The sequence below is a fragment of the Providencia rettgeri genome, from assembly GCF_023205015.1.
Taxonomy (GTDB): Bacteria; Pseudomonadota; Gammaproteobacteria; order Enterobacterales; family Enterobacteriaceae; genus Providencia; species Providencia rettgeri_E.
On record NZ_CP096258.1, the window covers coordinates 2,088,574 to 2,113,732 of the forward strand.

23 protein-coding genes are annotated in these 25,159 nt (G+C 40.3%); 12 read left to right on the plus strand and 11 right to left on the minus strand.

The genetic code is table 11. The features are described from left to right. Positions 1–2: 2 nt before the first annotated feature. The 6 genes from M0M83_RS09610 to pth all read right to left on the minus strand — a co-directional run bounded on the left by M0M83_RS09610 (position 3) and on the right by pth (position 6,809). Positions 3–2,504: an outer membrane usher protein gene (locus M0M83_RS09610; protein WP_248468361.1), complete on the minus strand. Its 2,502-nt coding sequence runs from the start codon at positions 2,502–2,504 to the stop codon at positions 3–5. Positions 2,505–2,542: 38 nt separating this feature from the next. Continuing rightward, positions 2,543–2,974 (minus strand): fimbrial protein, encoded by a 432-nt coding sequence (locus M0M83_RS09615; protein WP_248468362.1) that lies wholly within the window; start codon positions 2,972–2,974, stop codon positions 2,543–2,545. 171 nt (positions 2,975–3,145) lie between these two features. Continuing rightward, positions 3,146–3,679 (minus strand): fimbrial protein, encoded by a 534-nt coding sequence (locus M0M83_RS09620; RefSeq protein WP_125891041.1) that lies wholly within the window; start codon positions 3,677–3,679, stop codon positions 3,146–3,148. Between the two features lie 76 nt (positions 3,680–3,755). After that, positions 3,756–4,094: a helix-turn-helix domain-containing protein gene (locus M0M83_RS09625; RefSeq protein WP_125891042.1), complete on the minus strand. Its 339-nt coding sequence runs from the start codon at positions 4,092–4,094 to the stop codon at positions 3,756–3,758. Positions 4,095–5,024: 930 nt separating this feature from the next. After that, the gene (gene ychF, locus M0M83_RS09630) at positions 5,025–6,116 is read right to left on the minus strand and encodes a redox-regulated ATPase YchF (protein ID WP_213912806.1); all 1,092 of its coding nucleotides are present in this window, start codon (positions 6,114–6,116) and stop codon (positions 5,025–5,027) included. 102 nt (positions 6,117–6,218) lie between these two features. Next, positions 6,219–6,809, minus strand: a complete 591-nt coding sequence (gene pth, locus M0M83_RS09635; protein WP_125891044.1) for an aminoacyl-tRNA hydrolase — start codon at positions 6,807–6,809, stop codon at positions 6,219–6,221. Between the two features lie 299 nt (positions 6,810–7,108). Here pth and ychH point away from each other — a divergent pair, with 299 nt between their 5' ends. Then, positions 7,109–7,381 carry a stress-induced protein YchH gene (gene ychH, locus M0M83_RS09640; protein WP_213912805.1) on the plus strand — a complete coding sequence of 91 codons (273 nt, stop codon included), beginning with the start codon at positions 7,109–7,111 and terminating at the stop codon, positions 7,379–7,381. Positions 7,382–7,672: 291 nt separating this feature from the next. Here the strand turns inward: ychH and prs are convergent, their stop codons facing one another. The 3 genes from prs to lolB are packed head-to-tail and all read right to left on the minus strand — an operon-like array spanning position 7,673 to position 10,205. Then, complete coding sequence (gene prs, locus M0M83_RS09645) at positions 7,673–8,620, minus strand: ribose-phosphate pyrophosphokinase (RefSeq protein ID WP_248468363.1); 948 nt, start codon at positions 8,618–8,620, stop codon at positions 7,673–7,675. A 56-nt stretch (positions 8,621–8,676) separates the two neighbouring features. After that, positions 8,677–9,552: a 4-(cytidine 5'-diphospho)-2-C-methyl-D-erythritol kinase gene (ispE, locus tag M0M83_RS09650; RefSeq protein WP_213912804.1), complete on the minus strand. Its 876-nt coding sequence runs from the start codon at positions 9,550–9,552 to the stop codon at positions 8,677–8,679. Then, positions 9,549–10,205 (minus strand): lipoprotein insertase outer membrane protein LolB, encoded by a 657-nt coding sequence (gene lolB, locus M0M83_RS09655; protein WP_413776203.1) that lies wholly within the window; start codon positions 10,203–10,205, stop codon positions 9,549–9,551. Before lolB ends, ispE begins: the two co-directional genes overlap by 4 nt. Before the next feature lie 623 nt (positions 10,206–10,828). On the opposite strand from lolB, the gene hemA reads away from it, so the two are divergent. From hemA to M0M83_RS09690, 7 genes are read left to right on the plus strand one after another with little or no spacing between them, the layout of a single operon-like run. Then, a complete protein-coding gene (hemA, locus tag M0M83_RS09660) occupies positions 10,829–12,091 on the plus strand; it encodes a glutamyl-tRNA reductase (protein ID WP_125891048.1) in 1,263 nt (420 codons plus the stop codon). Between the two features lie 31 nt (positions 12,092–12,122). Beyond that, positions 12,123–13,205, plus strand: coding sequence for a peptide chain release factor 1 (gene prfA, locus M0M83_RS09665; RefSeq protein WP_125891049.1), 1,083 nt, complete (start codon positions 12,123–12,125; stop codon positions 13,203–13,205). After that, the gene (prmC, locus tag M0M83_RS09670) at positions 13,205–14,038 is read left to right on the plus strand and encodes a peptide chain release factor N(5)-glutamine methyltransferase (protein ID WP_213912803.1); all 834 of its coding nucleotides are present in this window, start codon (positions 13,205–13,207) and stop codon (positions 14,036–14,038) included. The genes prfA and prmC overlap by 1 nt, the downstream gene beginning before the upstream one ends. Before the next feature lie 22 nt (positions 14,039–14,060). Next, on the plus strand, positions 14,061–14,870 hold the full coding sequence (sirB1, locus tag M0M83_RS09675) for an invasion regulator SirB1 (RefSeq protein ID WP_125891051.1): 810 nt from the start codon (positions 14,061–14,063) through the stop codon (positions 14,868–14,870). A 46-nt stretch (positions 14,871–14,916) separates the two neighbouring features. Further along, positions 14,917–15,771: a 3-deoxy-8-phosphooctulonate synthase gene (gene kdsA, locus M0M83_RS09680; protein WP_004255137.1), complete on the plus strand. Its 855-nt coding sequence runs from the start codon at positions 14,917–14,919 to the stop codon at positions 15,769–15,771. A 12-nt stretch (positions 15,772–15,783) separates the two neighbouring features. Further along, the gene (locus M0M83_RS09685) at positions 15,784–16,686 is read left to right on the plus strand and encodes a TIGR01212 family radical SAM protein (RefSeq protein ID WP_248468364.1); all 903 of its coding nucleotides are present in this window, start codon (positions 15,784–15,786) and stop codon (positions 16,684–16,686) included. A 20-nt stretch (positions 16,687–16,706) separates the two neighbouring features. Beyond that, on the plus strand, positions 16,707–17,441 hold the full coding sequence (locus tag M0M83_RS09690; protein ID WP_125891053.1) for a tetratricopeptide repeat protein: 735 nt from the start codon (positions 16,707–16,709) through the stop codon (positions 17,439–17,441). A 50-nt stretch (positions 17,442–17,491) separates the two neighbouring features. Here M0M83_RS09690 and dauA read toward each other — a convergent pair whose 3' ends face one another. Further along, positions 17,492–19,222: a C4-dicarboxylic acid transporter DauA gene (gene dauA, locus M0M83_RS09695; RefSeq protein ID WP_248468365.1), complete on the minus strand. Its 1,731-nt coding sequence runs from the start codon at positions 19,220–19,222 to the stop codon at positions 17,492–17,494. A gap of 386 nt (positions 19,223–19,608) precedes the next feature. Next, on the minus strand, positions 19,609–20,412 hold the full coding sequence (locus tag M0M83_RS09700) for a helix-turn-helix domain-containing protein (RefSeq protein ID WP_213912801.1): 804 nt from the start codon (positions 20,410–20,412) through the stop codon (positions 19,609–19,611). 153 nt (positions 20,413–20,565) lie between these two features. Between M0M83_RS09700 and M0M83_RS09705 the strand changes: the two genes are divergently transcribed. The 4 genes from M0M83_RS09705 to M0M83_RS09720 are packed head-to-tail and all read left to right on the plus strand — an operon-like array spanning position 20,566 to position 25,150. Continuing rightward, a complete protein-coding gene (locus M0M83_RS09705) occupies positions 20,566–21,516 on the plus strand; it encodes a 4-hydroxyproline epimerase (RefSeq protein ID WP_125891056.1) in 951 nt (316 codons plus the stop codon). 9 nt (positions 21,517–21,525) lie between these two features. Then, entirely contained in the window at positions 21,526–22,773 is a 1,248-nt protein-coding gene (locus tag M0M83_RS09710) for an NAD(P)/FAD-dependent oxidoreductase (RefSeq protein WP_125891057.1), read from the plus strand. A 17-nt stretch (positions 22,774–22,790) separates the two neighbouring features. Then, on the plus strand, positions 22,791–23,657 hold the full coding sequence (gene dapA / locus M0M83_RS09715) for a 4-hydroxy-tetrahydrodipicolinate synthase (RefSeq protein WP_248468366.1): 867 nt from the start codon (positions 22,791–22,793) through the stop codon (positions 23,655–23,657). A gap of 8 nt (positions 23,658–23,665) precedes the next feature. Further along, positions 23,666–25,150 (plus strand): aldehyde dehydrogenase, encoded by a 1,485-nt coding sequence (locus M0M83_RS09720; RefSeq protein WP_213912799.1) that lies wholly within the window; start codon positions 23,666–23,668, stop codon positions 25,148–25,150. Positions 25,151–25,159 lie beyond the last annotated feature (9 nt).

Sequence of the window (25,159 nt, forward strand, 5' to 3'; positions counted from 1 at the left end):
ACCTAGTTACAAGGAAGTAATAAATTATCTTGAATTTCTCGATTCATTAATTCAGAAGGGAAAGTTATTTCACATGACATATTTTTACCCCATGTTACATTCATTGTTTCTGAAGGATGAACTCCACTTATATAAGTATTACCCAAATCACCTACAATCCCAACGTTTTGCTTTTTATTGTTTGTTACTTGAGCACCTAATGGAGGATGAGAACCATCAGTAAGTGCGATAACAGCCATAATTTTCTGACCTGAAATAACCGAAAATGAACGATATCCAACCGCACCTTCAGTTAGTGTTGCTTGAATAACGGATTGTTGGGCGTCAATATCATCAGGTAGTTTATTTAAATCAATTTGCGCCTTATTTCGATAGTAGCTACTGACATCCGAAATAACTGCTTTCCCAAATCGGTTTGATTCAACAGGAACGCCAATACCACGAATCGTAATATTTGGAACATCATCAGTATCAACTAATATACGAGCTCCCCCGAGATTATTTATTCTATGTGTAACCGTACCTTTACCTGTTAAAGTTAAGCCACCTGAAGTGGAAAGGCCAAAAGCACTATATTGGTTATTTATATGGTTTGCATTAACTGACCAGCGAGCGCTATCTCCTTGGTGTGAAATAAAAGCACTTGCAGTTCCACCTTTTCGATTTGCACCTGCACTGACCTGATAATTTGTTCTATCATCTAATCTGTCATAATAAGAAACACGATTAGTCGTATCATAGCGGCTTGTATTCATCGAATAACCCACATTCGCTCCGTTGCTTAGTGGGAAAGATAATGATATATAAGCGCTATCATCGGTTACACCATTATAAAAACTACGATTTGCAGATAAGCTAATACTCATATTTTTTATTGGGCCAATATCCATATATTTGGATAGCATTAAACTGTAATAATCATTATCTTTTTTATCCCAATACGTCTGATGGTTATAATTTAAATATAATGATAATCCTATATCCTGAAAATTTTTATTGACTGATATGGTGTATAGCTCTTTACTTCCATAATTACGTAGTCCTGTTTTTTGAGTATTTAAGAATTCACTCATACTCATATAACTTCGTTCTGAAAAGCGATAACCTGCGAATTGTATTTGGCTATCGAATTCTTCAAATCGTTTAGAATAGTTTATTCGGTATGAGCTGCCACTTAATGTTCCTTCACCGGGTAAACGGGCAATAGACTGAGTAACATCAAATGAAAGAGCACCGAGTGCGAGCAAATCTCGCCCAAATCCCATTGATAATGCATTATAATTTTGGCTATTTAAACTACCACCAATTAAAGACCAACCATTGCTTATGCCCCAAGAAAATTCACCTGTAATGAAATTTTCCCCTTCACTTTGGCGATCAATATTTGTTGGCTGGCCTAGTGCAAATTTATATTGAACTTGTCCAGGTCTTGTTAGATAAGGCAAATTTGCAGTATCAACTTGAAATTCTTGCATAGAACCATCTTGCTCTTTTATGGCAACATTGAGCGTTCCAGTTATGGCGTCACTTAAATTTTGGATACGAAAAGGACCCGGCGCAACTTGAGTTTCATACAATATCCGTCCTTGTTGCATAACAGTGACTGTAGCATTACTTTGTGCTATTCCTGTTATTTCTGGGGCATATCCACGTAAGTTCGGTGGTATCATGCTTAACTCAGATTGTAAGCTAGCGCCAATAAATCTAAAACCATCAAAAATATTTGAGGCCAAATAATCCTCACCCAGTACGAGTTTAGCCTTTAATTCAGATAGAGCTCGGTAGGCGTAAAAACGATTCCATGTGAAATCAGATTGGTGACGGCCTTGACTTCCTGTCGTATGGTTATATTGACTTTGCCAATCAGCTCTAAATCGCCAAGCACCTAAATTGATACCGGCTACACCATTACTATTTACTGAAGATGAATTCGGTCCCCCATTATAGGAATTTGTGGAATTTGCATTCAGATTATAATCAATCAGTAAAGCTGATATTCCATTGTCCCAGCGAGAAGGGGGATCCCAGTTTTCTGATGTGTATTCTAAGTAGGCTTGAGGAATACTGACATATAAAGATGACGTAGCTAAATCACCACGTAGTAGTAATCCCGGCAAACTATTCTCATTAAGGCATTGTCCTTCATGCCACCATGTTAATTTTTTCTGTGACTCTGAAGTAAGCGCGAGCAGCTTAACGTGTTCTGGGGATAAACAAGGCTGACTTTCATCAGGATCTTTCTCACCAGAATAATAGGGGATGTTAATATCAGATATTTGTTCATTATTAACTTTTAAAGTGAAATTATAAACCCCAGGCATAATATAACCGGCGCGTGAGAATTGGTTTAAATCAATGTTATTTTTGTCTTCTAAATCTAAAACATCAGTATTGAATTCAATATAATTATTCGCATTGCTCGTTAAAGTCACACAACTGACTGTTAACCCAATAAGAATACTTAACAATTTTAATTTTGGTGTGTAAATAGGTAACGAAGACATAAAAACATTCCTAAAATATAGCAATAATTTATTTATTATTAGTAATAATCCAGTTTGAAACGGATCGATGTCTGATACTGTCCAGCACGTAACGGTGTGTCATTTGAAACAACTTTTAACTGATAATTCAGAATATATTTCCCGGGTTTTATACTTTTCGGTAATGTTTTTTTTCCTGGGTAAATATATTCTCCATTCGGTTCAGTTAATAATAATGCTATCCCTTGTGCAGAACCCGATACCGAAAAAAAATCCCCACTAACAGGCCCATCAAATGAAACTTCAAATGTTTTCCAAAGTTCGCCTGTATAAGATGTTAGTCTGCAACCAATTAATGTAATAAAAAAATCCTGTGCCTGTCCTTGTCCTTCTTGCTGTATTAATGACAGTGGTAATATACCCATATCAATGGATTGTTCATAAGAACCAGTATCAATACTACACGCTGTATCCATAATGCTACCTTGCATTATCAAATCCATTGAACTCTTTGCAAAAGCACATTTAAAAAAGGGTAATAGTAAGAAAAAACACAATGACAAAATAGTTTCTTTTTTCTTTGTTATCATATTATAACCATTAAAATATACACCACGAGATTTATTAACCTCGTGGTGAGATAGCATTTTATAAAAAATTATTTAATTATATGCTAATGTAAAGTTAGTGACTGCTTGGAATTTTCCTGGTGTTACTGGAATAACTTTGCTTTGTGCATCAACTAACTTAAGCCCAATTAAGGATGCTTGGAATTTTAATGTATTATTTCCTTCAACATAATTTTGCTTTGCACTAGAGTTAACTTTAATTTGAGCGCCTGATGAATTCATGATCTTCACTGCGGCACCTGTAGCATCACCTGTAATCTGTAAATAACCAGTATCTTTCCCTGCCTCAGTTCCCTTGAAGGTGACAGCAACTTGATTATCACCTTTCAGGTTACAACCTTCCAATTTAATCTGGAACGGTTGTGCAGAGGATTCACCACCATTATCTAAAGTTACATTAGATACTTGGCCTAATGGGACCTCTTGATTTTCTTCACCGGGTGCAATAGAGCATGGCGCGTCAATAATAGAACCAGAAAATGTTACCGTACCACTCCCCGCATCAACAGCTAAAACAGATGTACTCATTAAACCAGAAATCATGGTTGCTAAAATAATCTTTTTCATTTTTTCCTCAAACGATAAGTATAGATATACATATAAATATTTATATGCATTTTTAAATAAAATATATTTAAATGGACTAATAAAAATAAATTGTATCAGAGGCTGATATCTTATTTCTTAAAGAAATTACATCATCCGAAGGGGACTTTTGAACTTCAGCAATAATAAGTTTAATAATTCTTTCAAATGGACAATCGAGTGCTACGCTTAAATTAAATAGCATATCAATGCTAATTTTATTTATTCCGCGTTCATAACGTGACATCTGTTGCTGTGAAATATTTACTTTCTTTGCAAGTTCATAAGCTGTAATACCATTCTCTTTGCGTATTTTTCTTATAACTAATCCACAGTAAATAGAAAATAGATTATCTTGTGTTTCACATTTGGATATAACCCTATTAACTTTACTCATAATTAATGAAAAGGTCTCAGTTTAATAATTAAATAAATTACTTTGCTTTTATGCATTCCCTTTAAGTGCTTACAATTATAATGAGTAGTTTTTTTTTAATCAAACAACCCAAAAGAATGAAATCTAATTAGCTGTTTATATTTACACTTTTTACAATTCAATCATTTTTATTATTTAACAATAACTTATAAATATTCGATGTTTCTATCAATTTTTTTGAAATCAAAATTAGATGTTAGCTTACTAGCTTATTAAACTACAAGTGATGCTAAAAATAGTATTTTTAACTGAAATTAATAAATTTTAATAAATACTCTCAATTTGTAACGGTAATAATTGATTTTAATCAAAAAAACACACGTCGAGAGTGTAATTATAATTTTAAAAGTGGAATGGAATGAAAAATAAGCAGAAAAATCAAGTGATTAGTTAATACCTGTAATAGGAGTAATAATCTACAAAAAAATACAATTAAATCATGGTACTAGCTAGTGGAGATGATGTGTGGCTTCTTACCATTCCTTACGTATCTAAAAATTTATGCTTTTATAACAGGGAAACCATAGGGCTCTATTTACTTAAAGCTATTGTTATGGCCTCTTCTGACTTACTCTATACCTAGTAAGAGAGTTACTGAAAGTAGTAAACAAATACAGGTATGTGTTCTATTTCTACTATCATATTTTAAGATATGACTTGGTCTGGCCATTGGTCTGACATTTTTTAACTTTGCTTTGTTAGCACTGTTAATTTGAAATTATATAAAGGTAGGTTAAATTCTATTTATTTGGAATTAGAAAAAGAAGGAGAAGAAATGGTGAGTATTTTTGGTATAACAGAAGGTAAAACAGCATTATATTTATAAATCAAATATTATGCTGTTTTTTGATTAATGATATTTTTACTTGAGGGTAAACCTACAATATAAGTTTACACATTAAACAAGAAGTTGAGTACATCGCCGTCTTTTACAATATAGTCTTTACCTTCTGCGCGCATTTTACCGGCTTCTTTTGCGCCTTGCTCACCACGGTACTGGATAAAATCATCAAATGCGATAGTTTGAGCACGGATAAAGCCTTTTTCGAAGTCAGTATGGATTTTACCCGCAGCTTGTGGCGCAGTAGCACCAACAGGGATAGTCCATGCACGAACTTCTTTAACGCCCGCAGTAAAGTAGGTTTGTAGGTTTAATAGCTCATATCCAGCACGAATAACACGGTTTAAACCTGGTTCTTCGATACCTAAATCAGCCATAAACTCATCGCGCTCTTCGTCTTCAAGTTCTGCAATATCAGACTCAATCGCTGCACAGACGGGAACAACTACAGAGCCTTCGGCTTCTGCAATTTTATAAACCACATCTAAGAATGGGTTATTTTCAAAGCCATCTTCATTGACGTTAGCAATGTACATCGTTGGCTTTAATGTTAAGAAGCTCAAGTAGCGGATAGCCGCTTTATCTTCAGCAGATAAATCTAATGTGCGTAACATTCCTGCTTGCTCTAAGTGCGGCAAACATTTCTCTAAGGCTTCTAACTCTGCTTTTGCGTCTTTATCGCCGCCTTTTGCGCGTTTTTGGACACGATGAATAGCGCGTTCACAAGTATCAAGGTCAGCAAGTGCTAATTCAGTATTAATGACTTCAATATCTGCGGCAGGGTCAACTTGGCCTGCAACGTGAATGATATTGTCGTTTTCAAAACAACGGACAACATGACCAATGGCTTCGGTTTCACGGATATTCGTTAAAAATTGGTTACCCAGACCCTCACCTTTGGAGGCGCCTTTTACTAAGCCCGCGATATCCACGAACTCCATGGTCGTTGGTAAAATACGCTGTGGCTTCACAATCTCAGCTAATTGATCAAGACGTGGGTCTGGCATTGGCACAACACCCGTGTTTGGTTCAATCGTACAGAAAGGGAAGTTGGCTGCTTCGATGCCGGCTTTGGTCAATGCATTAAATAGGGTGGATTTACCCACGTTAGGCAGACCAACGATACCGCATTTAAAACCCATATGTTTCTCACCTTAATAGCAAGGGGCAGCCACGTGCTGCACCCAGTGTTTAGAAATTGGCGCTGATTATACACAAAAAGTTGATTCGGATGAAATGAACTCTTATGTGGTTGCTTTAAAACCATGTAAACGATTAATGGCCTTGTCCATACCCTCTTGTAGAAGAATATCTGTACACCTAGCGGCTTCATCAATCGCATCATCAATGAGTTTTTGTTCAGATAAAGGCGGTTTTCCCAAAACAAAGCCAACGACTTTGTTTTTATCACCAGGGTGGCCAATGCCAATGCGTAAACGATAAAAATTCGGGTTATTGGCGAATTTACTTTGAATATCTTTCAAACCATTATGGCCGCCATTACTGCCACCTAACTTCATTTTAGCCACACCAGGTGGTAAATCGAGCTCATCATGGGCGACTAAAATTTCATCGAGATTGATGCGATAAAAATTGGCGATAGCGGCGACAGATTTACCACTTAGGTTCATAAATGTGGTTGGAACCAACAGTCGAATGTCATTACCGCCCATATTAATGCGTGCGGTATAACCAAAAAATTTAGCTTCTTCTTTCAGCGGCTGATTATGGCGCTCAGCCAATAAATCAACATACCATGCACCGGCATTGTGGCGCGTTTGTGCATATTCAGCACCCGGGTTGGCAAGTCCAACAATTAACTTAATTTTGCTCACGGTGGTGATTTCACTATCAGTTATGAAAATAATGCCCTAGTTTACCTTGTGAAATGCAGGATGTACAAAATTGTAATAGATAAAATCACCATGATTATAATTGCCATAAAAACTATTCGGGTTTTCTGATTTTTTGATGAAAAGCACTTTTTGTGTAGATATTCTTGCTAACTTCCTTCCTTGTGATGCTCATCGCAAAAAATTTTACTTAATGCACTATAATCATTACATAAATATAAAGTACGACCGAATTTATTTACACATGCTTACTTATCAGTTTACTGGTACTGGAGGTATATATGAAACGGAAAAACGCATATATTCTTGGTAATATCTTTATGGGGATCGGAATGGTGTTGATGATCGGGAGTATCGGTGTCAACTTATTCTCTCATATTGTTAACTTAGGCCTTTCAGAACTTATCACTAATGGTTCCTTATTCGGCATTTTTATCGGTGCGATGGTATGGTTAGTGGGGGCTAGGATCGGCGGCCGTGAAAAAGTTGCAGACCGTTACTGGCAGTTAAAACAACATTATCATTCACGCAGAGATAATCACCGCTATCCATAAATAATCTAGAGCAATTAATTGCTGATAATGGTGGACGAGTTTGATAATTAGGCATTAAGAGGAGTAAAACTCATAAGAGTTTTGCTCTTCTGTCGAGAATGCTGTGAGTTTTTTAGATGGTTATTTTTATGCCATGATAAGCTGAAAATTATCGATTGGTTGGCTATAAAGTATAAAAATGGGTATTTATGTTATGCAATCATAAAGCCCCTGCAAATGTTATTGCAGGGGCTTATATTTTTATTGTGACTTTTTCATCACGATTGCACGCTAAAACTCAATACTAGAGAATTAGTGCTCAAACATTGCTGAAATTGACTCTTCATTGCTGATACGACGGATAGCTTCAGCTAACATACCTGAAAGCGTTAAGGTACGAACATTGCTCAGCGCCTTGATTTCAGGAGAAAGAGGGATAGTGTCACAAACAATGATTTCATCAATGACTGAATTTTTGATGTTGTCTACAGCATTACCTGAGAAAATCGGGTGTGTTGCGTATGCAAATACACGTTTTGCACCACGTTCTTTCAGCGCTTCAGCTGCTTTGCACAGAGTACCACCGGTATCAATCATATCGTCCACTAAGATGCAATCACGGCCTGAAACATCACCAATGATATGCATAACTTGAGAAACGTTCGCACGTGGGCGACGTTTGTCAATAATAGCCATATCAGTGTCGTTCAGGAGTTTTGCGATAGCTCTAGCACGTACCACGCCGCCGATGTCTGGAGATACAACAATTGGGTTTTCCAAATTCTTCTGCAACATATCTTCCAGAAGAATAGGGCTACCAAATACATTATCCACAGGAACATCAAAGAAGCCCTGGATCTGCTCTGCGTGTAAATCGACAGTGAGCACACGGTCTACACCTACACTTGACAGAAAATCGGCAACAACTTTAGCGGTGATTGGTACACGGGCAGAACGTACGCGACGATCCTGTCTTGCGTAACCGAAGTAAGGGATAACAGCGGTAATACGACCAGCAGATGCACGGCGTAGGGCATCGACCATAACAACCAGTTCCATCAGGTTATCATTGGTTGGTGCACAAGTTGACTGGATGATAAAAATATCACCACCGCGGACATTTTCATTAATTTGAACACTGACTTCGCCGTCGCTAAAACGACCAACAGCCGCGTCTCCAAGATTAGTGTAAAGGCGGTTAGCAACACGTTGTGCTAGTTCCGGTGTAGCGTTACCAGCAAAAAGCTTCATATCGGGCACGAGAAAAACCTCAGGCTTGCGTCCAGAGAGATATTGTTGACCAATAGCGACAAGGCTTATTGGTGCAATACACGGGTTATCCCAGCGCGGAACTTGTGCAGTGGGGAAACGTTAACGCCTTGAGCGACGAACCCTTGCACCCACGATGGGGCTTTATTTAACACCTGCAGGGCATCCGCTTGTGTTTCAAATTCAGAAAAAACACATGCGCCTGTTCCTGTAAGGCGAGACGGAGCATATTCTAACAGCCAAGAAACAAGCTGTTCAACCTCACGAAAACGTTTTCTTGCGATTGGTTCGCAGTCATTTGCGTACGGAGCCAGTAATAATGCGGCTAGGGAGCGTTTTGGAGAATTTCGATTTAATTGTGGATCTGTGAAGATCATCGGGGTTGATATTTCAATTCCGGGATGAGCGACCAGATACCATTTCTCTATAGGGGAAGCTTTGGTTAAAATATCGCCAACCCCTTCGGCGAAAGCAGCATGCCCGTGAACAAACACAGGGACATCTGCACCTAATGATGCGCCTAATTGTGCAAGGACTTCATCAGAAACCTGTGTGTTCCAATGTTCGTTAAGCGCAATTAAGGTGGTTGCTGCGTTTGATGAGCCCCCACCAATACCACCGCCCATGGGTAATATTTTATGGATATGGATATCAGCACCTAATGGGGCTCTGTGCTGTAAGGTCTCACGGCAATAGGACTGTAATAATTTAGCTGCGCGTAAAATTAGGTTTTTCTCGGGGGGAACCCCTTGCATATCGGTCAATAAATTTAAGTGGTTATCATCACGTGTTGTGATGGTGATTTCATCGCCATAATCAACAAATTGAAATAGAGTTTGTAACTCATGATAACCATCAGGGCGTTGGCCTGTGATGTATAAAAAAAGATTTAATTTTGCCGGAGAAGGCCATGTTAACGTCATTTTTTCAGTGTCCAACTATCCATTTTCAATTTGATAAGCCTGTCCCCTTGGCGTAACTCAAGGTAATTCGGCAGCATTGGTGTTGTTTTGCTGTCATAGGAAATATAGTTGAGTTGCCATGTTTCACTATTACTTTTAAATGTGACACTTTTTAGCAGGTGATTTTCATCTAAGGTGAAATCAGTAGCACGCCCAGGGGAGCCTGTTAACCATGCGGTTAGGTCATCAATTGGAATTTCCATACCAGTGAGCTGATAAATAAGTTCGCTTGGTACGTCACTCATATGAGTTTGGCCATCTTTAGTGGTGAGTCGAGCTAAATCAGGTTCAACGGTCAGTTCAAGTTCGCGGGAGCCTAACGGATTAGTTAACAATAAACGGTATTTTTCTGGCGTATATTGTTGCCAAAAAAACTTAGCGTACGTTTTTGTCTCCCCTCCATTATAGGCAAAGGAGCCACGTGTCTGGTAGTCACGTAACTGACTCAATTCTTGTTGATGTGCTTTCCACTTAGCATCGGATGCGGAGCTGGTTCCTTTAGTGGTTGTTTGTGACGTTGTCACGCAGGCGGTTAGCAAGACACATGAAAGTGGCAATAGGCGAAAAAAATGTTTATTTATGTGCATAAAGGGCAAAGTTTGAGTTAATTGCATATCAAATCTCAAAGTTGTATTGGGCGCTGATAGCAGTCTCTAATTGAGTTACTTGCATTTAAAGATGTTCAGTTTAGCGCATTAAGGCCATCAGAGTCATTTATTGCACCAGATGATATACCTTGCGGATAAAAACCTGTAAATGATTTACCGTTTGTATACAAATAACATAGTGTATTGACGGGGGGAATGGTTTCCAAAAAAATGTTATTAGGCCAATCCAGTTTGGTCTCATGTGACGTTAAGTTATCAGGATAGACTTCACCCGTCACCATTTGCTTTCTGTGCGAAATAATAGCATCCTCTATGCATCTTATCGCAGTTAATTTATTATAGTTAATAATGATATGGCTGATAATCAGTTTTATATAACATAGATAAACGATAAAATTATGTTCGGTTTTGATTGATAAAATCGCCATTACGTCTATTTTTCGGTTTATTTTTTGGCGTGGGTCATCTTTCTGAAGGATAGGCTTATGCAAACCGTAGAAAGAGAGACGCGGATCATCTACAATAGAACAATATAAATAACAGTATTGCTAAATTGGTGGGGAAATACCCATCGAGCATTACTGAAAATAATTAGCACTGTAAGCAATGTGAGTAAGTCGTAAAGCACAATGACCTTATTAGCCTTAGGCATCAACCATAAAACAGCACCAGTAGCCCTGCGTGAGCGGGTAACATTTGGTCCTGAAAAAATTGACCATGCACTTGAGGAGCTTCTCAAACAGCCTCAAGTTAATGGTGGCGTTGTGCTGTCTACCTGTAATAGAACTGAGCTTTATTTGAGCCTTGAATCACAAGAGCGAGCTCAAGAACAGCTAGTAAAATGGTTGTGTGATTTTCATGGTATAACCCAAAAAGATTTACAGCCAAGTTTATATTGGCACCAAGACGACCGAGCGGTGAGTCACCTAATGCGTGTGGCGAGTGGTTTGGATTCCTTGGTTCTGGGTGAACCGCAAATATTAGGGCAAGTAAAAAAGGCATTTGCACTTTCGCAAGGTAACCATTCGTTATCGAGCGAACTTGAACGCCTTTTCCAAAAATCGTTTTCTGTTGCAAAGCGTGTACGTACAGAAACCGATATTGGTGCAAATGCCGTTTCCGTAGCATTTGCGGCTTGTACGCTTGCTCGTCAAATATTTGAATCACTTAAGCATTTAAATATTTTGTTAGTTGGCGCAGGGGAAACTATTGAACTTGTGGCGCGTCATTTGCGTGAACACGGCGTACAAAAAATGATGATAGCGAACCGAACACGTGAGCGAGCGGAGCTATTGGCCAATGAGGTCAATGCGCAAGTCATTTCGTTATCGGATATTGATAACCGTTTAGCTGAAGCGGATATTGTCATCAGTTCAACGGCGAGTCCTTTACCTATCATTGGGAAAGGGATGGTCGAGCGTGCAATGAAAGTACGCCGTAGCAAACCGATGTTATTAATCGATATTGCCGTTCCACGTGATATCGAACAAGATGTTGAAAAATTAAGAGATGTTTATCTCTATACTGTGGATGATTTAGAGTCTATCATCGCACAGAACCTTGCTCAGCGAAAAGCCGCAGCCGTTGAAGCTGAATACATTGTTGAGCAAGAAAGTAGCCACTTTATGGATTGGTTGCGCTCACAAGCGGCAGTGTCTACAATTCGCGATTACAGAGAACAAGCTGAGGCCATTCGGGCAAACATGGCTGAAAAGGCCTTGACGGCTATCCGTCAAGGTACAGATCCTGAGCAAGTGATCATGCAATTATCGCAACAATTAACCAACCGCCTTATTCACGCTCCAACTAAATCTTTGCAGCAAGCTGCAGGAAATGGCGATATTGAGCGTCTAAATCTACTTAGGGACAGCTTAGGGCTGGACCATCAATAACCACATTTTAATCATAGGTCTTATATAACGAATGAAGCCTTCTATTGTCGCAAAACTAGAAGCATTACAAGAACGCTACGAAGAAATTGAAGCGCACCTTGCTGATGCAGGGGTAATCTCCGATCAAGACCGTTTTCGTGCTTTATCAAAAGAATATGCTCAATTATCTGATGTTGCTAAATGTTTTAGCGCGTGGCGCACAGTACAGGATGACATCGAAACAGCTGAAATGTTGTTAGACGATCCTGAAATGAAAGAAATGGCTCAAGAAGAGCTAAAAGAAGCTAAAGCGCGCAATGAAGAGCTTGAACAGCAATTACAATTGTTGCTGTTGCCGAAAGATCCTGATGATGAATATAACTGTTTCGTTGAAATCCGTGCAGGAGCAGGGGGAGACGAAGCAGCAATTTTTGCGGGTGATTTATTCCGTATGTACAGCCGTTATGCGGAAAACAACCGTTGGCGTGTTGAACTCATGAGCACGAGTGATGGTGAACATGGCGGTTTTAAAGAAGTTATCGCGAAAATTTCGGGTGATAGCGTTTATGGACGCTTAAAATTTGAGTCGGGCGGCCATCGTGTTCAACGTGTTCCTGAAACTGAATCTCAAGGTCGTATTCATACATCTGCTTGTACTGTGGCGATTTTGCCTGAGCTACCGGAAGCTGAGTTGCCTGAAATCAGCCCTGCGGACTTACGTATTGATACCTTCCGTTCATCAGGCGCGGGTGGTCAGCACGTTAACACCACCGATTCTGCAATTCGTATTACCCATATACCAACCGGTATCGTTGTTGAGTGCCAAGATGAGCGTTCACAGCATAAAAATAAAGCAAAAGCGATGTCTGTATTAGGTGCACGTATTCGCCAAGCTGAAATGGATAAACGCCAAGCCGCAGAGGCTTCTGAGCGCCGTAATCTTTTAGGTTCTGGTGACCGTTCTGACCGTATTCGTACCTATAATTTCCCTCAAGGCCGAGTGACCGATCACCGTATTAACTTGACGTTATACCGTTTGGATGAAGTAATGGAAGGAAAACTGGATTCTCTTATCCAACCTATCATCAACGAATATCAGGCAGACCAACTTTCTGCGTTGTCTGAGCAGGAATAATGCAGTATACCGAATGGGTCAAGCAGGCAGCTAATCGGCTGTCTGCAAGTGACAGCGCGAAGCGAGATGCTGAAATTTTACTGGAACATGTCACAGGCCGTAGTCGTACCTATCTTTTTGCATTTGGGGAGACAGAGCTCAACGTCGAAGAATTCCAACGGGCTGAATTACTTTTGCAACGCCGTGAGAAAGGTGAGCCTATCGCCTATATTGTCGGTGAACGTGAGTTCTGGTCCCTTCCTCTTTATGTCTCTCCTGCAACATTAATACCTCGGCCAGATACTGAATGTATTGTTGAACAAGCCTTATCTCGGTTAACAGAGCAAAAAAATCACATTTTAGATTTAGGCACTGGGACAGGGGCGATTGCATTGGCCTTAGCATCGGAAATGCCGAAAAGTCAGGTTATTGGTGTGGATTTTAATCCTGATGCGGTTGCTTTAGCACAACGAAATCAACAGCGTTTGAATATTTCCAATGTCAATTTTATACAAAGTAATTGGTTTGCTTCACTATCAATTCAACAATTTGATATGATTATCAGTAATCCACCTTATATTGATGAAAATGATATTCACCTCAGTGAAGGTGATGTGCGATTTGAGCCGTTAACCGCTCTGGTGGCTAAGGATGAAGGCTTGGCCGATCTAATTTACATCATTAAAGAATCCAGAAAATATCTTAAAAATCAAGGGTGGTTGCTTCTTGAGCATGGCTGGACACAAGGTCTTGCGGTGCGTGATTTGTTTAAAGTACATGGGTACACCAAAATTGAGACCTGTCTTGATTATGGTGGAAGAGAGCGAATTTCACTCGGTCAATGGAATGGTTAAGTGGCATAGCACTGGGAATGTAATGAAAACCATAGCGAATATAGAATTTAATCAACTCCCTTTAAGTGAAGGGATCATGACTGTTTCACAATGTATCCGTCATGATTTCCCGCTGATGAAAGTGCAAGCTCAGTTAGACGGCTTAGTCTCATCAGCCAAGTCTTGTATCGATTTAACCGCTGATAACGAAACAAAAATTCAGCAGTTAACCTCACTTTTTTACCAAGAATGGTCATTTGGCCCAGCTGAAGGTATTTATCTGTTATCAGATATGCTATGGCTAGACAAAGTACTGTCATCTAAGCAAGGTACGCCAGTGACACTCGGAGCCATCTTTTTGTATGTTGCCGAGCGCCTTGATATTGCGATTTATCCCGCTATTTTTCCTACACAATTATTATTTATCAGTGAAAGAAATGATGGCAGCCAATGGGTAATTAACCCTGTAAATGGTGAGTCTTTGTCATTACACACATTAAATTTATGGCTCAAAGGAACCGTTGATCCTTTTTCTGAATTTTACCATGACCAATTGGATGTAGCAGAAAACAGCGTTGTCATCCGTAAAATTTTTGACACATTGAAAGCGTCATTAATGGAAGAGAAAAAGATGGAATTAGCGCTGCGAGTTTGTGAAACGCTTCTGACGCTTGACCCTGAAGACCCTTACGAAATTCGTGACCGAGGGTTAATTCTTGCACATTTAGACTGTAATCATGTGGCGTTAAGTGATCTCAATTACTTTATTGAGCACTGCCCAGAAGACCCGGTTTCTGAAATGATTAAAATACAAATTTATTCGTTGGATAATCATCCAATCGTATTACATTAATTAACATACAGGCCAATGTCCCTGTTTCAATATGAAAGGTAAGAGTATGCAGCAGAAAGTAGTCAATATTGGTGATATCAATGTCGCGAACGACTTGCCGTTTGTGTTATTTGGTGGAATGAATGTATTAGAATCTCGCGATATGGCGATGAAAGTGTGTGAGCATTATGTCACTGTGACCCAAAAGTTGGGGATCCCTTACGTTTTTAAAGCATCATTTGATAAAGCAAACCGCTCATCAATCCACTCTTACCGTGGCCCAGGTCTTGAAGAAGGAATGAAAATTTTTCAAGAGTTGAAACAAACATTTGGCGTAAAAATCATTACAGATGTTCATGAGCCAGCACAGGCGGCTCCTGTTGCCGAAGTTGTTGATGTTATTCAATTACCGGCTTTCTTGGCTCGCCAAACAGATTTAGTTGCAGCCATGGCTAAAACAGACGCAGTAATTAATATCAAAAAACCTCAGTTTATCAGCCCAGGACAAATGGGAAATATCGTTGAGAAATTTATCGAAGGTGGGAACGATAAAATTATTCTTTGCGATCGCGGTGCAAACTTTGGTTATGACAACCTCGTTGTAGATATGCTTGGTTTTAATGTCATGGTTCAAGCATCAAAAGGCTGTCCTGTCATTTTCGATGTGACCCATGCACTGCAATGCCGCGACCCGTTCGGCGCAGCATCTGGTGGTCGTCGTGGCCAAGTTGCTGAATTGGCAAGAGCTGGAATGGCGGTTGGAATTGCCGGGTTATTCCTTGAAGCGCATCCAGACCCAGACAACGCACGTTGCGATGGCCCATCAGCACTGCCATTAGATAAGCTGGAACCATTCTTAAAGCAAATGAAAGCAATCGACGAAGTTGTAAAAAGCTTCCCTGAGTTAGATACGAGTCGCTAAGTTAGGCGGCTTATGCAACTCACTGAAGTCGTTTCTATGTTCGGCGCTGATTTGCAGCGCCGATATGGTGAAAAGATTTATAAAATTACCTTACATGGTGGTTTTAATTGCCCAAACCGTGATGGCACCCTCGGGCGAGGAGGCTGCACTTTTTGTAATGTAGCTTCTTTTGCTGATGAAAGTCAGTCATCTCAAACTATTAGTGAACAAATTTACCAACAGATCACCCGAATTTCCCGCGCAAAACGTTATTTAGCTTATTTCCAAGCCTATACCAGCACGTATGCCGAAGTGAGCCTATTAAAACAACTTTATGAAGAAGCCTTACTGCAAGCCGATATTATTGGTTTATGTGTAGGTACGCGTCCTGACTGTGTTCCTGATTCAGTGTTATCTTTGCTAAGCCAATATCAACAGCAAGGCTATGAAATATGGCTTGAGCTAGGTTTACAAAGTGCTCATGATAAAACGCTACATCGTATTAATCGCGGTCATGGTTTTGATGCATACCAACAAACAACGCAAAAAGCCCGCAGCCTTGGGCTAAAAGTGTGTACACATTTGATTTGCGGGTTACCCGGTGAAAATGCCCAAATGAATATGCAAACACTTGATAAAGTCCTTGAGTGCGGAACGGATGGCATCAAACTTCACCCTTTACATATTGTCGAAGGTAGTGTGATGGCCAAAAGTTGGCGAGCAGGACGTTTGGCAACGCTTTCTCTGGATGAATATACTGAAATTGCGGGTGAAATGGTGCGCCATACTCCGACTGACATTGTCTACCACCGTATCAGTGCCAGTGCAAGAAAGCCAACTTTGCTCGCCCCGAACTGGTGTGAAAATCATTGGGTGGGAATGAATAATTTATATCAATATTTCTTAAAATGGGGCGGGCAAGGCTCCGCGCTTTGACTTCTTTAATGAGAACAACTATGAAATCAAATTATTATAAAGCTATTATCGTTTCATCTCTAATTACGTTTTCTTTTCAAGCCATAGCTCAACTTGATATTACTCCTGAAGATAAACAAAAATTTGTACAAACTCACCAAAAAGCAGTCAAGAAAGATGCCCTTGCTCAGTATCAACTTGCTCAAATGTATTTTTCCGGTTTAGGTGTCCTACAAAATCTTAACAGTGCGCGTTTATGGGCAAATGAAGCGGCAAAAAATGGTAATGGGGATGGTTATGCATTATTGGCAGATATCAATCTATTAAGTGATAGTTATTTTTCGCAGGAATTGGCTGATGCCCGTAAATACGCGACAAAAGCGGTTGAAATGGGCAGTACGCGTGGAAAAATCAGTTTAGCAGAGTCATTGATAAATCCAATTGCAGGCAAAACGGATTATCAACAATCGATAGAACTTCTTAATGAAGTTAATGCGTTAAATAACCCGGATTATTTCATTGCGCCTGTTTTGCTTGGTGTTATCTATTTAGATGGTAAAGGCGTTGCAAAAGACGAAAAGCAAGCACAGCAATGGTTTGATAAAGCAAATGAGATGACTTATCCGGGCTATGCAGAGTGGATGGCTGCATTTAAATTTTCTGAAGATAACACAGGAACAGTCACCATCGACCAAGCGAAAGCAAAAAAATTAAGAGAAATAGCCTGCGAAAAAGGAAAAAATGCAGGGAATGAGATGTTTTGTTTCAGTGAGTGATAGCTAAACCGCCATGCTATTTCACATGGCGGTTTGCTTTGACATCTAAGTTAAGGTGTTGTTGGCTTTTCTGTATCGATAGATCCCGCTTGTTCGATAGCTTTAACGGCTTCAATTGCATGATCTATTGAGTTATAAAAACTTAGCACGCCTTCAATAGGTGTCACTTTTGCTCTTGCCAATGTTTTTAATGGCTGGAATGGGATGTCACAAATTAAGATATGGGTATCTTGGCGCACGGCATCTATGAATTTTTCGAAAGCTTCTAAGCCCCCCGCATCCAACACAGGCACTGCGTCCCATTGCATAATAATCGTTTTATAGCCTGCGCTTTTGACACGTAATTCATCAAAAATACGTTCTGCCGCTGCGAAAAATAACGGGCCGTTAATTCTTACAACTAAGCGGCTTTGTTCTTCATCTGTTTCTGGTAGTTGCGTTGAACGGGTCATATTGGCAATACGACGCATAAATAATAAAGATGCGAGAACAATACCGACAGTGATGGCAATAACCATATCAAATAGAACGGTTAAGGACATGCACAGCATTAATACAATAATGTCATCTTTTGGCGCACGTTTAATCAGGTAAACGACTTTGCCTGCTGCACTCATGTTCCAAGCCACAATCAATAGTAATGCAGACATAGCGGCTAATGGCAGATAAGATAGCATTGGTGCAAGAACTAATAATGTAAGTATCACCAGTATTGAGTGAATAATTGCAGAAATAGGGGATGTTGCACCTGCACGAACGTTAGCTGCAGAGCGGGCTATTGCAGCAGTTGCGGTGATCCCACCAAAAAAAGGCGCCGCAATATTCCCCACACCTTGGCCAATAAGTTCACTATTGGAATGGTGCTTGGTTCCTGTCATGTTGTCTAATACTACGGCACATAACAGTGACTCAATTGCACCAAGTACCGCCATAGAAAATGCTGCAGGCATTAATGCGGTGATCATCGCCCAGTTAATTGGTGCACTTCCGGGGAGTTCCCACGGCAAAATAAACTGCGGTAGGATATGAGGAATACCATTACCTTCAGTACCATCAGGTAATAAATAGCTAAATTCAGAGCCGATTGTTGCGACTTCCATACCAAATAATGAAAGCACCCACATGACGAAAGTCCCGACAATAAGAGCGGGTAAATGACCGGGAAGTTTTAATTTTAATTTAGGCCAGAAAATAAGTACCAAAAGGGTTGAAAGACCAATTAGTGTGTCACTGTATTGAAACGTGGGGAAGGTATTGCCAATAGCAATGAGCTTATCAACATAGTTTTCTGGGACATGCGCCATTTGCAAGCCAAAGAAATCTTTAATCTGCATAGTGGCAATGGTGATAGCAATTCCCGACGTAAAGCCTAGAGTGACAGAAACGGGGATGTATTCAATAAACTTACCAAAGCGAGCAAACCCCATTGCAAGGAGTATGACACCGGACATCAGCGTGGCGACTAATAACCCACTCAACCCAAATTGTTGAGAGACTGGGTAGAGGATCACCACGAAAGCAGCGGTGGGGCCGGAAACGCTATAGCGAGAGCCACCGGTTACCGCAATGATGATCCCAGCAATAGCCGCAGTATATAGCCCATATTGTGGCGGAACACCGCTAGCGATAGCCAAAGCCATCGCGAGGGGGATAGCGATAATACCCACGGTAATACCCGCGATTAAATCCTTAATGAAGCGGGTAGCCGTATATTTTTCTTTCCAACAAGAATCTATTAGCGCACTAAAAGGGCGCAACCTATTAATTTTTTTTGTACTCATTATACCCTACCAAATAACAGGGTGAAAAATAAACGAAAAATGTACCTATAAGGATACGCTTAGCAACCTGAAAAAAATCTGTTATGTATCAATAAATCTACAATTATCATAACGTTTTCAGTAACAAAAGTAAAAAAACGTTATATTATAAAGAAAAATAGTTAGAATATATTTTATATGGCTACGTCCCTGTTTGAGATATGTATATAGATAATAGCCATTGTATTTTTTAATCGTAAATATAAAAATGGCAGATTATAAATATAATTATATTGGCGAATAAAATATATTTAGAGTCATTTGAACAATAAAAATATTTAATAGTAGTGAAATAGAAGGGACTTGTTCGCGTTAAGGGATAACAGATTAACTGATATGATACCCGATCACGCTAATATCTTTTGTTTATCGATTCGTGAACGCATTCGCTTGAATTGGCTAGGTGTCATTGTGGTCATTTCTTTGAACTTTCGACAAAAAGCGCTGTGATCAGCGTAAGCACATTTACTGGAAATTTCAGTAATTGAAAAATCATCTTCGAGCAGTGCAATAGCATGTTCCAGCCGCATCTTTTGAATATATTGTTGAGGGGTTATCAAAAAAATCGCTTTAAATTGGCGGTTTAATTGAGAAAGCGAAAGGCCAGATATTTCTGCAAGCGTTGTCATTTTTATCGCAATATCAAAATGTTCACTGATATAGCGCTCAACACGGCTAAGTTGGTTATTCAGTTTAGGGCTGACCGATTTGACATCTTGTAAATCCACTGAAATTCCTGCAACCCCAATAACTTGGTTACGTGTATTAAAAATAGGAACTTTAGTTGTTAAACACCATCCCAACAAACCTGCTTTATACAGGTGCAGTTCAAGCTTATTAATGACGCTAATTTTCTTTTCCATCACTAAATAATCTTGAGAACTATAGCTTTGGCCGAGTTCTGAATGAAAAATATCCTCAGCACCTTTACCTACGAGATGGTTAACACTGTCGATTTTACAGCGGGTGGCTAAATTATCATTGGCCAAAACATACTTTGCATTATGGTCTTTCACAAAAAAGGTCACATTTGGCAAGGTATTAATGAGTGGCATAATCAAACCTAAATGGTTTAATAAAATATCAATATTATCAACGGGAAATAGCATGTTTTCCTGACTAATCAACAGCAATTTATTTAGATTGATCATGCCGCGCTCCGAAATATTAAATTAATTTTATTAATTCTGTTAAATATTTTTAGATTGTGCAGAAAACCGCATAAGTTTGTTAGAAAGATATCAAGAGTTGTTAACAAAAATCAAGCATTCTATTAACAATAATAATAGATAGGATGCTAACCAATGCAATCTCAATATACCAAAATTGAAGTTATCGACTCTCATACCGCAGGTGAGCCAACTCGGCTTGTTATTGATGGATTCCCCGATTTAGGGCAACAAAGCATGGCTGTTCGCTTAGATATTTTGCGTAATAGCCATGATGTCTGGCGTCGTACAACGATTTTAGAACCTAGAGGCAATGACATTCTAGTGGGAGCCCTATTGTGTAAACCACAAAACCCAGCGGCAACAGCAGGCGTGATTTTTTTTAACAATCAAGGTTATTTAGGAATGTGCGGTCACGGCACTATCGGCTTAGTGGCCTCGTTGCACTTTCTGGGGCATATCACTTATGGCAACCATCTTATCGAAACGCCAGTAGGAGATGTCACAGCACAATTACATCAAGATGGTAGCGTGAGTATTCAAAATGTGTATTCGTATCGTTATCGCAAAGCGGTACGAGTTGATGTCCCCGATCTCGGCACGGTTATTGGGGATATCGCTTGGGGTGGAAATTGGTTTTTTCTTGTTGAACAGTCGCCAGTTGCCATTGATTTCCAAAACATTAAATTACTGACAGAAGTCAGTTTAAAAATCAAGCAAGCCTTAGTTGACCAAAGTATCTACGGTAAAGATGGCCAAGAAATTGACCATATCGAATTATTCGGTTCACACCCCAATGCCAATAGCCAAAGTTTTGTGTTATGCCCAGGTGGCGCATATGACCGCTCGCCTTGCGGAACAGGGACTAGCGCTAAACTTGCCTGCTTAGCAGCAGATAAAAAGCTGGCGGCGGGTGAAATCTGGCATCAAGCCAGCGTGATTGGCAGCCAGTTTCAGGCCAGTTTTCAACAGGCGGATGAAAACGGCATTATTCCGACTATTCGCGGGCATGCCTATATCAGCGGAAAAAATACCTTATTGATCGATGAACAAGATCCATTTCGTTTTGGAATTTCGGTGGCATAGGGGAATGAAATGGAACGCAAATATCCAGTGATTGTCGTGGGTGGTGGTATTATTGGCCTGAGTATTGCTCTGACAGTGCAAGCGAATGGGTCACAAGTGTTGCTGCTTGATAAACATGAAATTGGCCAAGGTGCCTCATTTGGTAACGCAGGGCACATTGCGACAGAACAGGTTTTTCCGATTGCGGATCCGAGTATTTTAACATCAATTCCGAAAATGCTCCTTGACCCATTGGGCCCTCTGCGTCTGGATTGGCGTTACTTATTACCGCTAGCACCTTGGTTAATCAAACTATTAGGTAACATGCGTCATAAGCCTTTTACCCATATTCACCATACATTGATGACATTAAACAGTGCCGCTTTCGATTCATGGCAAGTATTTATTCAGAAATGGCAACTAAGTGATCTGGTCAAAATGAAGGGCTCTCTGTTGGTGGCCGAGAAAAAAGAAACACTTGATAAGCTAAGCCAGCACAGTGAGTACTTGCGCAGTGTTGGTGTAGCTAATCAATTGATTGATCAGGATGCGTTACTAACACGCGAACCTGCTTTATCCGAAAGCCAAATCGGGGGTGTTTTTTATCCAGACACCGGCCATGTAGTGGATTTATGTGCGTTACACCAAAAGCTGACTGAGGCATTTTTACACGCAGGTGGACAGGTATTAACTCACTGTGAAGTAACCGAAATTACATCAACGTCGAATCAACAAGCGGTATTAACAACGACCCTAGGGCAGTTTACAGGGCAAAAAATAGTGATTGCGGGAGGGGCTTTTTCCAAATCATTAGTGCGAATGGTTAGCCGCATCAATGTGCCGTTAGAAACTGAGCGCGGTTATCATTTGATGTTGCCCCATGAATTGGGGCGGTTATCAATACCCGTATCAAGTATGGATAGGCGTTTTATTATGACGCCAATGTCTCATGGGTTACGCCTTGCGGGCACAGTGGAATATGCAGGACTAAAACGTCCAGCCAATATGCAGCGCGCTCAACATTTTCTACCGTTAGCGCAGCCGATGCTGAAAACGCCATTGAACAGCCAACAATCTACACCGTGGATGGGATTTCGCCCATCAACGTCTGACTCTTTACCGGTGATCGACCATAAAGGCCCTTATATTTTTGCTTTTGGTCACCAACACCTAGGGCTAACCCAAGCAGCGATCACCGCAGATATCGTTAATAGCTTTATTCATCAGCAACCGACAAGTATCGATTGCACCCCTTTTTCCATTGAGCGATTTCTTTAATATTGAGGAGAATTCAAATGAATTTCCATGGCATTCTTGTTCCTTTAGTCACGCCATTTCATGATGATTTAACATTAAATATCAGTGCACTTGCTGAGTTAACTGAAAAGCTTATTGAGCGCGGAGTTACCGGTTTAGTAGTCTGCGGGACCACGGGAGAGTATTACGCATTAAACGAAGATGAACGTAAAACCGTGCTGTCTACGGTTTGTAAAATTGCAAAAGGGCGAGTGACACTAATTGCGGGTATTAACGACCTATCAACCGAAGGGGCCATTGCACGAGCGAAACAAGCTCAAGAACTGGGTTATGAAGGCTTAATGTTATCACCACCACCGTATAGTTTACCGGACCAGCAAGGGGTCTATGCTCATTATGAAAAAGTCGCAAAATCAACACCACTGCCCATTATTATGTACAACTTCCCAGCTCGGGTCGGCATTGAAATTGACATTGAAACGGTCATCAAGCTAGCTGAAATTGACAATATTGTCGCTATCAAAGAAAGCAGTGGAAGCTTTAGCCGAGCACTGCATCTATTACAAACACCATTCAAAGACTTTGAAGTCATTTGTGGTTGTGATGACCAACCGGTGGATTTCTTTTTTTGGGGGTCAAAAAGTTGGATAGCAGGAGCTGGGAATGTATTCCCAGCGGAGCAAGTTGCTATTTTTAATGCAGCGCAAGCAGGTGACTGGCAACTCGCTAAGCAGATTATGAATGAAATTTATCCTGCAATTTACTCAATGGAATCAGGAAACTATAACCAAAAAGCCAAAGCGGGCTGCTTGAATGGAACATTTTATGTAGGGCCGGTCCGTTTGCCGCTGTCAAATCTAGCGTCACAAGAACGCGATGAATTCATTAAATTGATTAAACGCTAGGGGGAAATATGACCATGACCCAACAGCAGGTATTTGAACATGCAAAACAAGGAAAACTGTGGGCTGGCAATTTAATTGCAGGGCATGCAGAACAGCAAAATAAATTAGAAAACCGGACTCCAATCGATAATAGCGTTATTGGTTTTATTGCTGATGGTGATGCGAACGATATTCATGCCGCGGTACAAGTAGCGCGTGACACCTTCAATCAAGGTGAGTGGCGTGGATTATCACCTCAAGAGCGTAAAGCTATCATGCTTAAGTGGGCCAATCTTATTGAACAGCACAGTGAAGAGCTGGCGGCACTCGATTGTATAGATGCGGGTAAGCCTATCACTGAATGCTTAAATACCGATTTACCCGCAACCATTGAAACCTTTTATTGGTATGCCGAAGCAATTGACAAACTGTTTGGCAAAATTGCACCGACAAGCCATCAAGAATTGGGGCTGATAGTGCACGAGCCTATTGGCGTGGTTGGGGCGGTGTTACCGTGGAATTTCCCTGCTCAAATGTTTGCATGGAAAGTAGCTCCGGCTCTTGCTGTAGGCAACTCGGTGATAGTGAAACCGGCCGAATTAACCTCATTAAGTGCCTATCGAATGGTGGAACTGGCCTATGAGGCGGGTGTCCCTAAAGGCGCATTAAGTCTAGTTTGTGGATTAGGTGAAAAGGTCGGTGAAGCACTTGGTCGACATCATGATGTTGATGTTGTGTCATTCACTGGTTCGACAGATGTGGGACGTTTATTCTTAAAATATTCAGCAGAAAGTAACTTAAAAGAAATTGTACTCGAATGTGGCGGTAAAAGCCCTCAAGTGGTGTTTGAAGATGCCAATATTGAGGCTGCAATTCCACATATTATGGCGGCTGCCTTTTGGAATATGAGTGAAAATTGCAGCTGTGGTTCTCGTTTAATTGTGCATGAAAGCATCAAAAAAACACTATTAGACAAGCTTGCTGTAGCGGTTAAAGAATGGAAAGTGGGTGACCCAAGGCAAGCGGATGTTTCTATTGGGCCAATGGTCGAACAGGCTCATTTTGAGAAAGTAAAATCCTTTTTAGATACCACGGTAAAAGAGGGAGGAAAATTAATTGCGGGTGGGAAAATTCATCATGAATTGGGTGCTGGCTGGTACATCGAGCCGACAATTTTTGATGAAGTTACGCCTGAAATGTCGCTATTTAAGCATGAAGTTTTTGGCCCTATTTTAGCCGTTACATCCTTTAAAACAGATGATGAAGCGGTCGCTTTGGCAAATGACACTCAATATGGTTTAGCCGCTTCATTTTATAGCCAAAACATTCACCGAGCCATGCAAATTGCGCAGCGCATTAATGCAGGCACGGTTTCAGTTAATGGCTTTAGTGAAGGCAATATCACAACACCGTTTGGTGGCTTTCGTCAATCAGGTTTTGGCGGTAAAGATAACGGCTTAGAGGCATTTGAACAATATACTCAAACCAAGGTTATCTGGTTTATCCATCAGTAAAAACGTTGA

Coding starts and splice junctions, on each gene's coding strand:
- M0M83_RS09610 (WP_248468361.1), bottom strand. CDS start 2,504: ATGTCTTCGTTACCTATTTACACACCAAAATTAAAATTGTTAAGTATT.
- M0M83_RS09615 (WP_248468362.1), bottom strand. CDS start 2,974: ATGCAAGGTAGCATTATGGATACAGCGTGTAGTATTGATACTGGTTCT.
- M0M83_RS09620 (WP_125891041.1), bottom strand. CDS start 3,679: ATGAAAAAGATTATTTTAGCAACCATGATTTCTGGTTTAATGAGTACA.
- M0M83_RS09625 (WP_125891042.1), bottom strand. CDS start 4,094: ATGAGTAAAGTTAATAGGGTTATATCCAAATGTGAAACACAAGATAAT.
- ychF (WP_213912806.1), bottom strand. CDS start 6,116: ATGGGTTTTAAATGCGGTATCGTTGGTCTGCCTAACGTGGGTAAATCC.
- ychH (WP_213912805.1), top strand. CDS start 7,109: ATGAAACGGAAAAACGCATATATTCTTGGTAATATCTTTATGGGGATC.
- ispE (WP_213912804.1), bottom strand. CDS start 9,552: ATGACGTTAACATGGCCTTCTCCGGCAAAATTAAATCTTTTTTTATAC.
- lolB (WP_413776203.1), bottom strand. CDS start 10,205: ATGCAATTAACTCAAACTTTGCCCTTTATGCACATAAATAAACATTTT.
- hemA (WP_125891048.1), top strand. CDS start 10,829: ATGACCTTATTAGCCTTAGGCATCAACCATAAAACAGCACCAGTAGCC.
- prfA (WP_125891049.1), top strand. CDS start 12,123: ATGAAGCCTTCTATTGTCGCAAAACTAGAAGCATTACAAGAACGCTAC.
- prmC (WP_213912803.1), top strand. CDS start 13,205: ATGCAGTATACCGAATGGGTCAAGCAGGCAGCTAATCGGCTGTCTGCA.
- sirB1 (WP_125891051.1), top strand. CDS start 14,061: ATGAAAACCATAGCGAATATAGAATTTAATCAACTCCCTTTAAGTGAA.
- kdsA (WP_004255137.1), top strand. CDS start 14,917: ATGCAGCAGAAAGTAGTCAATATTGGTGATATCAATGTCGCGAACGAC.
- M0M83_RS09685 (WP_248468364.1), top strand. CDS start 15,784: ATGCAACTCACTGAAGTCGTTTCTATGTTCGGCGCTGATTTGCAGCGC.
- M0M83_RS09690 (WP_125891053.1), top strand. CDS start 16,707: ATGAAATCAAATTATTATAAAGCTATTATCGTTTCATCTCTAATTACG.
- dauA (WP_248468365.1), bottom strand. CDS start 19,222: ATGAGTACAAAAAAAATTAATAGGTTGCGCCCTTTTAGTGCGCTAATA.
- M0M83_RS09700 (WP_213912801.1), bottom strand. CDS start 20,412: ATGATCAATCTAAATAAATTGCTGTTGATTAGTCAGGAAAACATGCTA.
- M0M83_RS09705 (WP_125891056.1), top strand. CDS start 20,566: ATGCAATCTCAATATACCAAAATTGAAGTTATCGACTCTCATACCGCA.
- M0M83_RS09710 (WP_125891057.1), top strand. CDS start 21,526: ATGGAACGCAAATATCCAGTGATTGTCGTGGGTGGTGGTATTATTGGC.
- dapA (WP_248468366.1), top strand. CDS start 22,791: ATGAATTTCCATGGCATTCTTGTTCCTTTAGTCACGCCATTTCATGAT.
- M0M83_RS09720 (WP_213912799.1), top strand. CDS start 23,666: ATGACCATGACCCAACAGCAGGTATTTGAACATGCAAAACAAGGAAAA.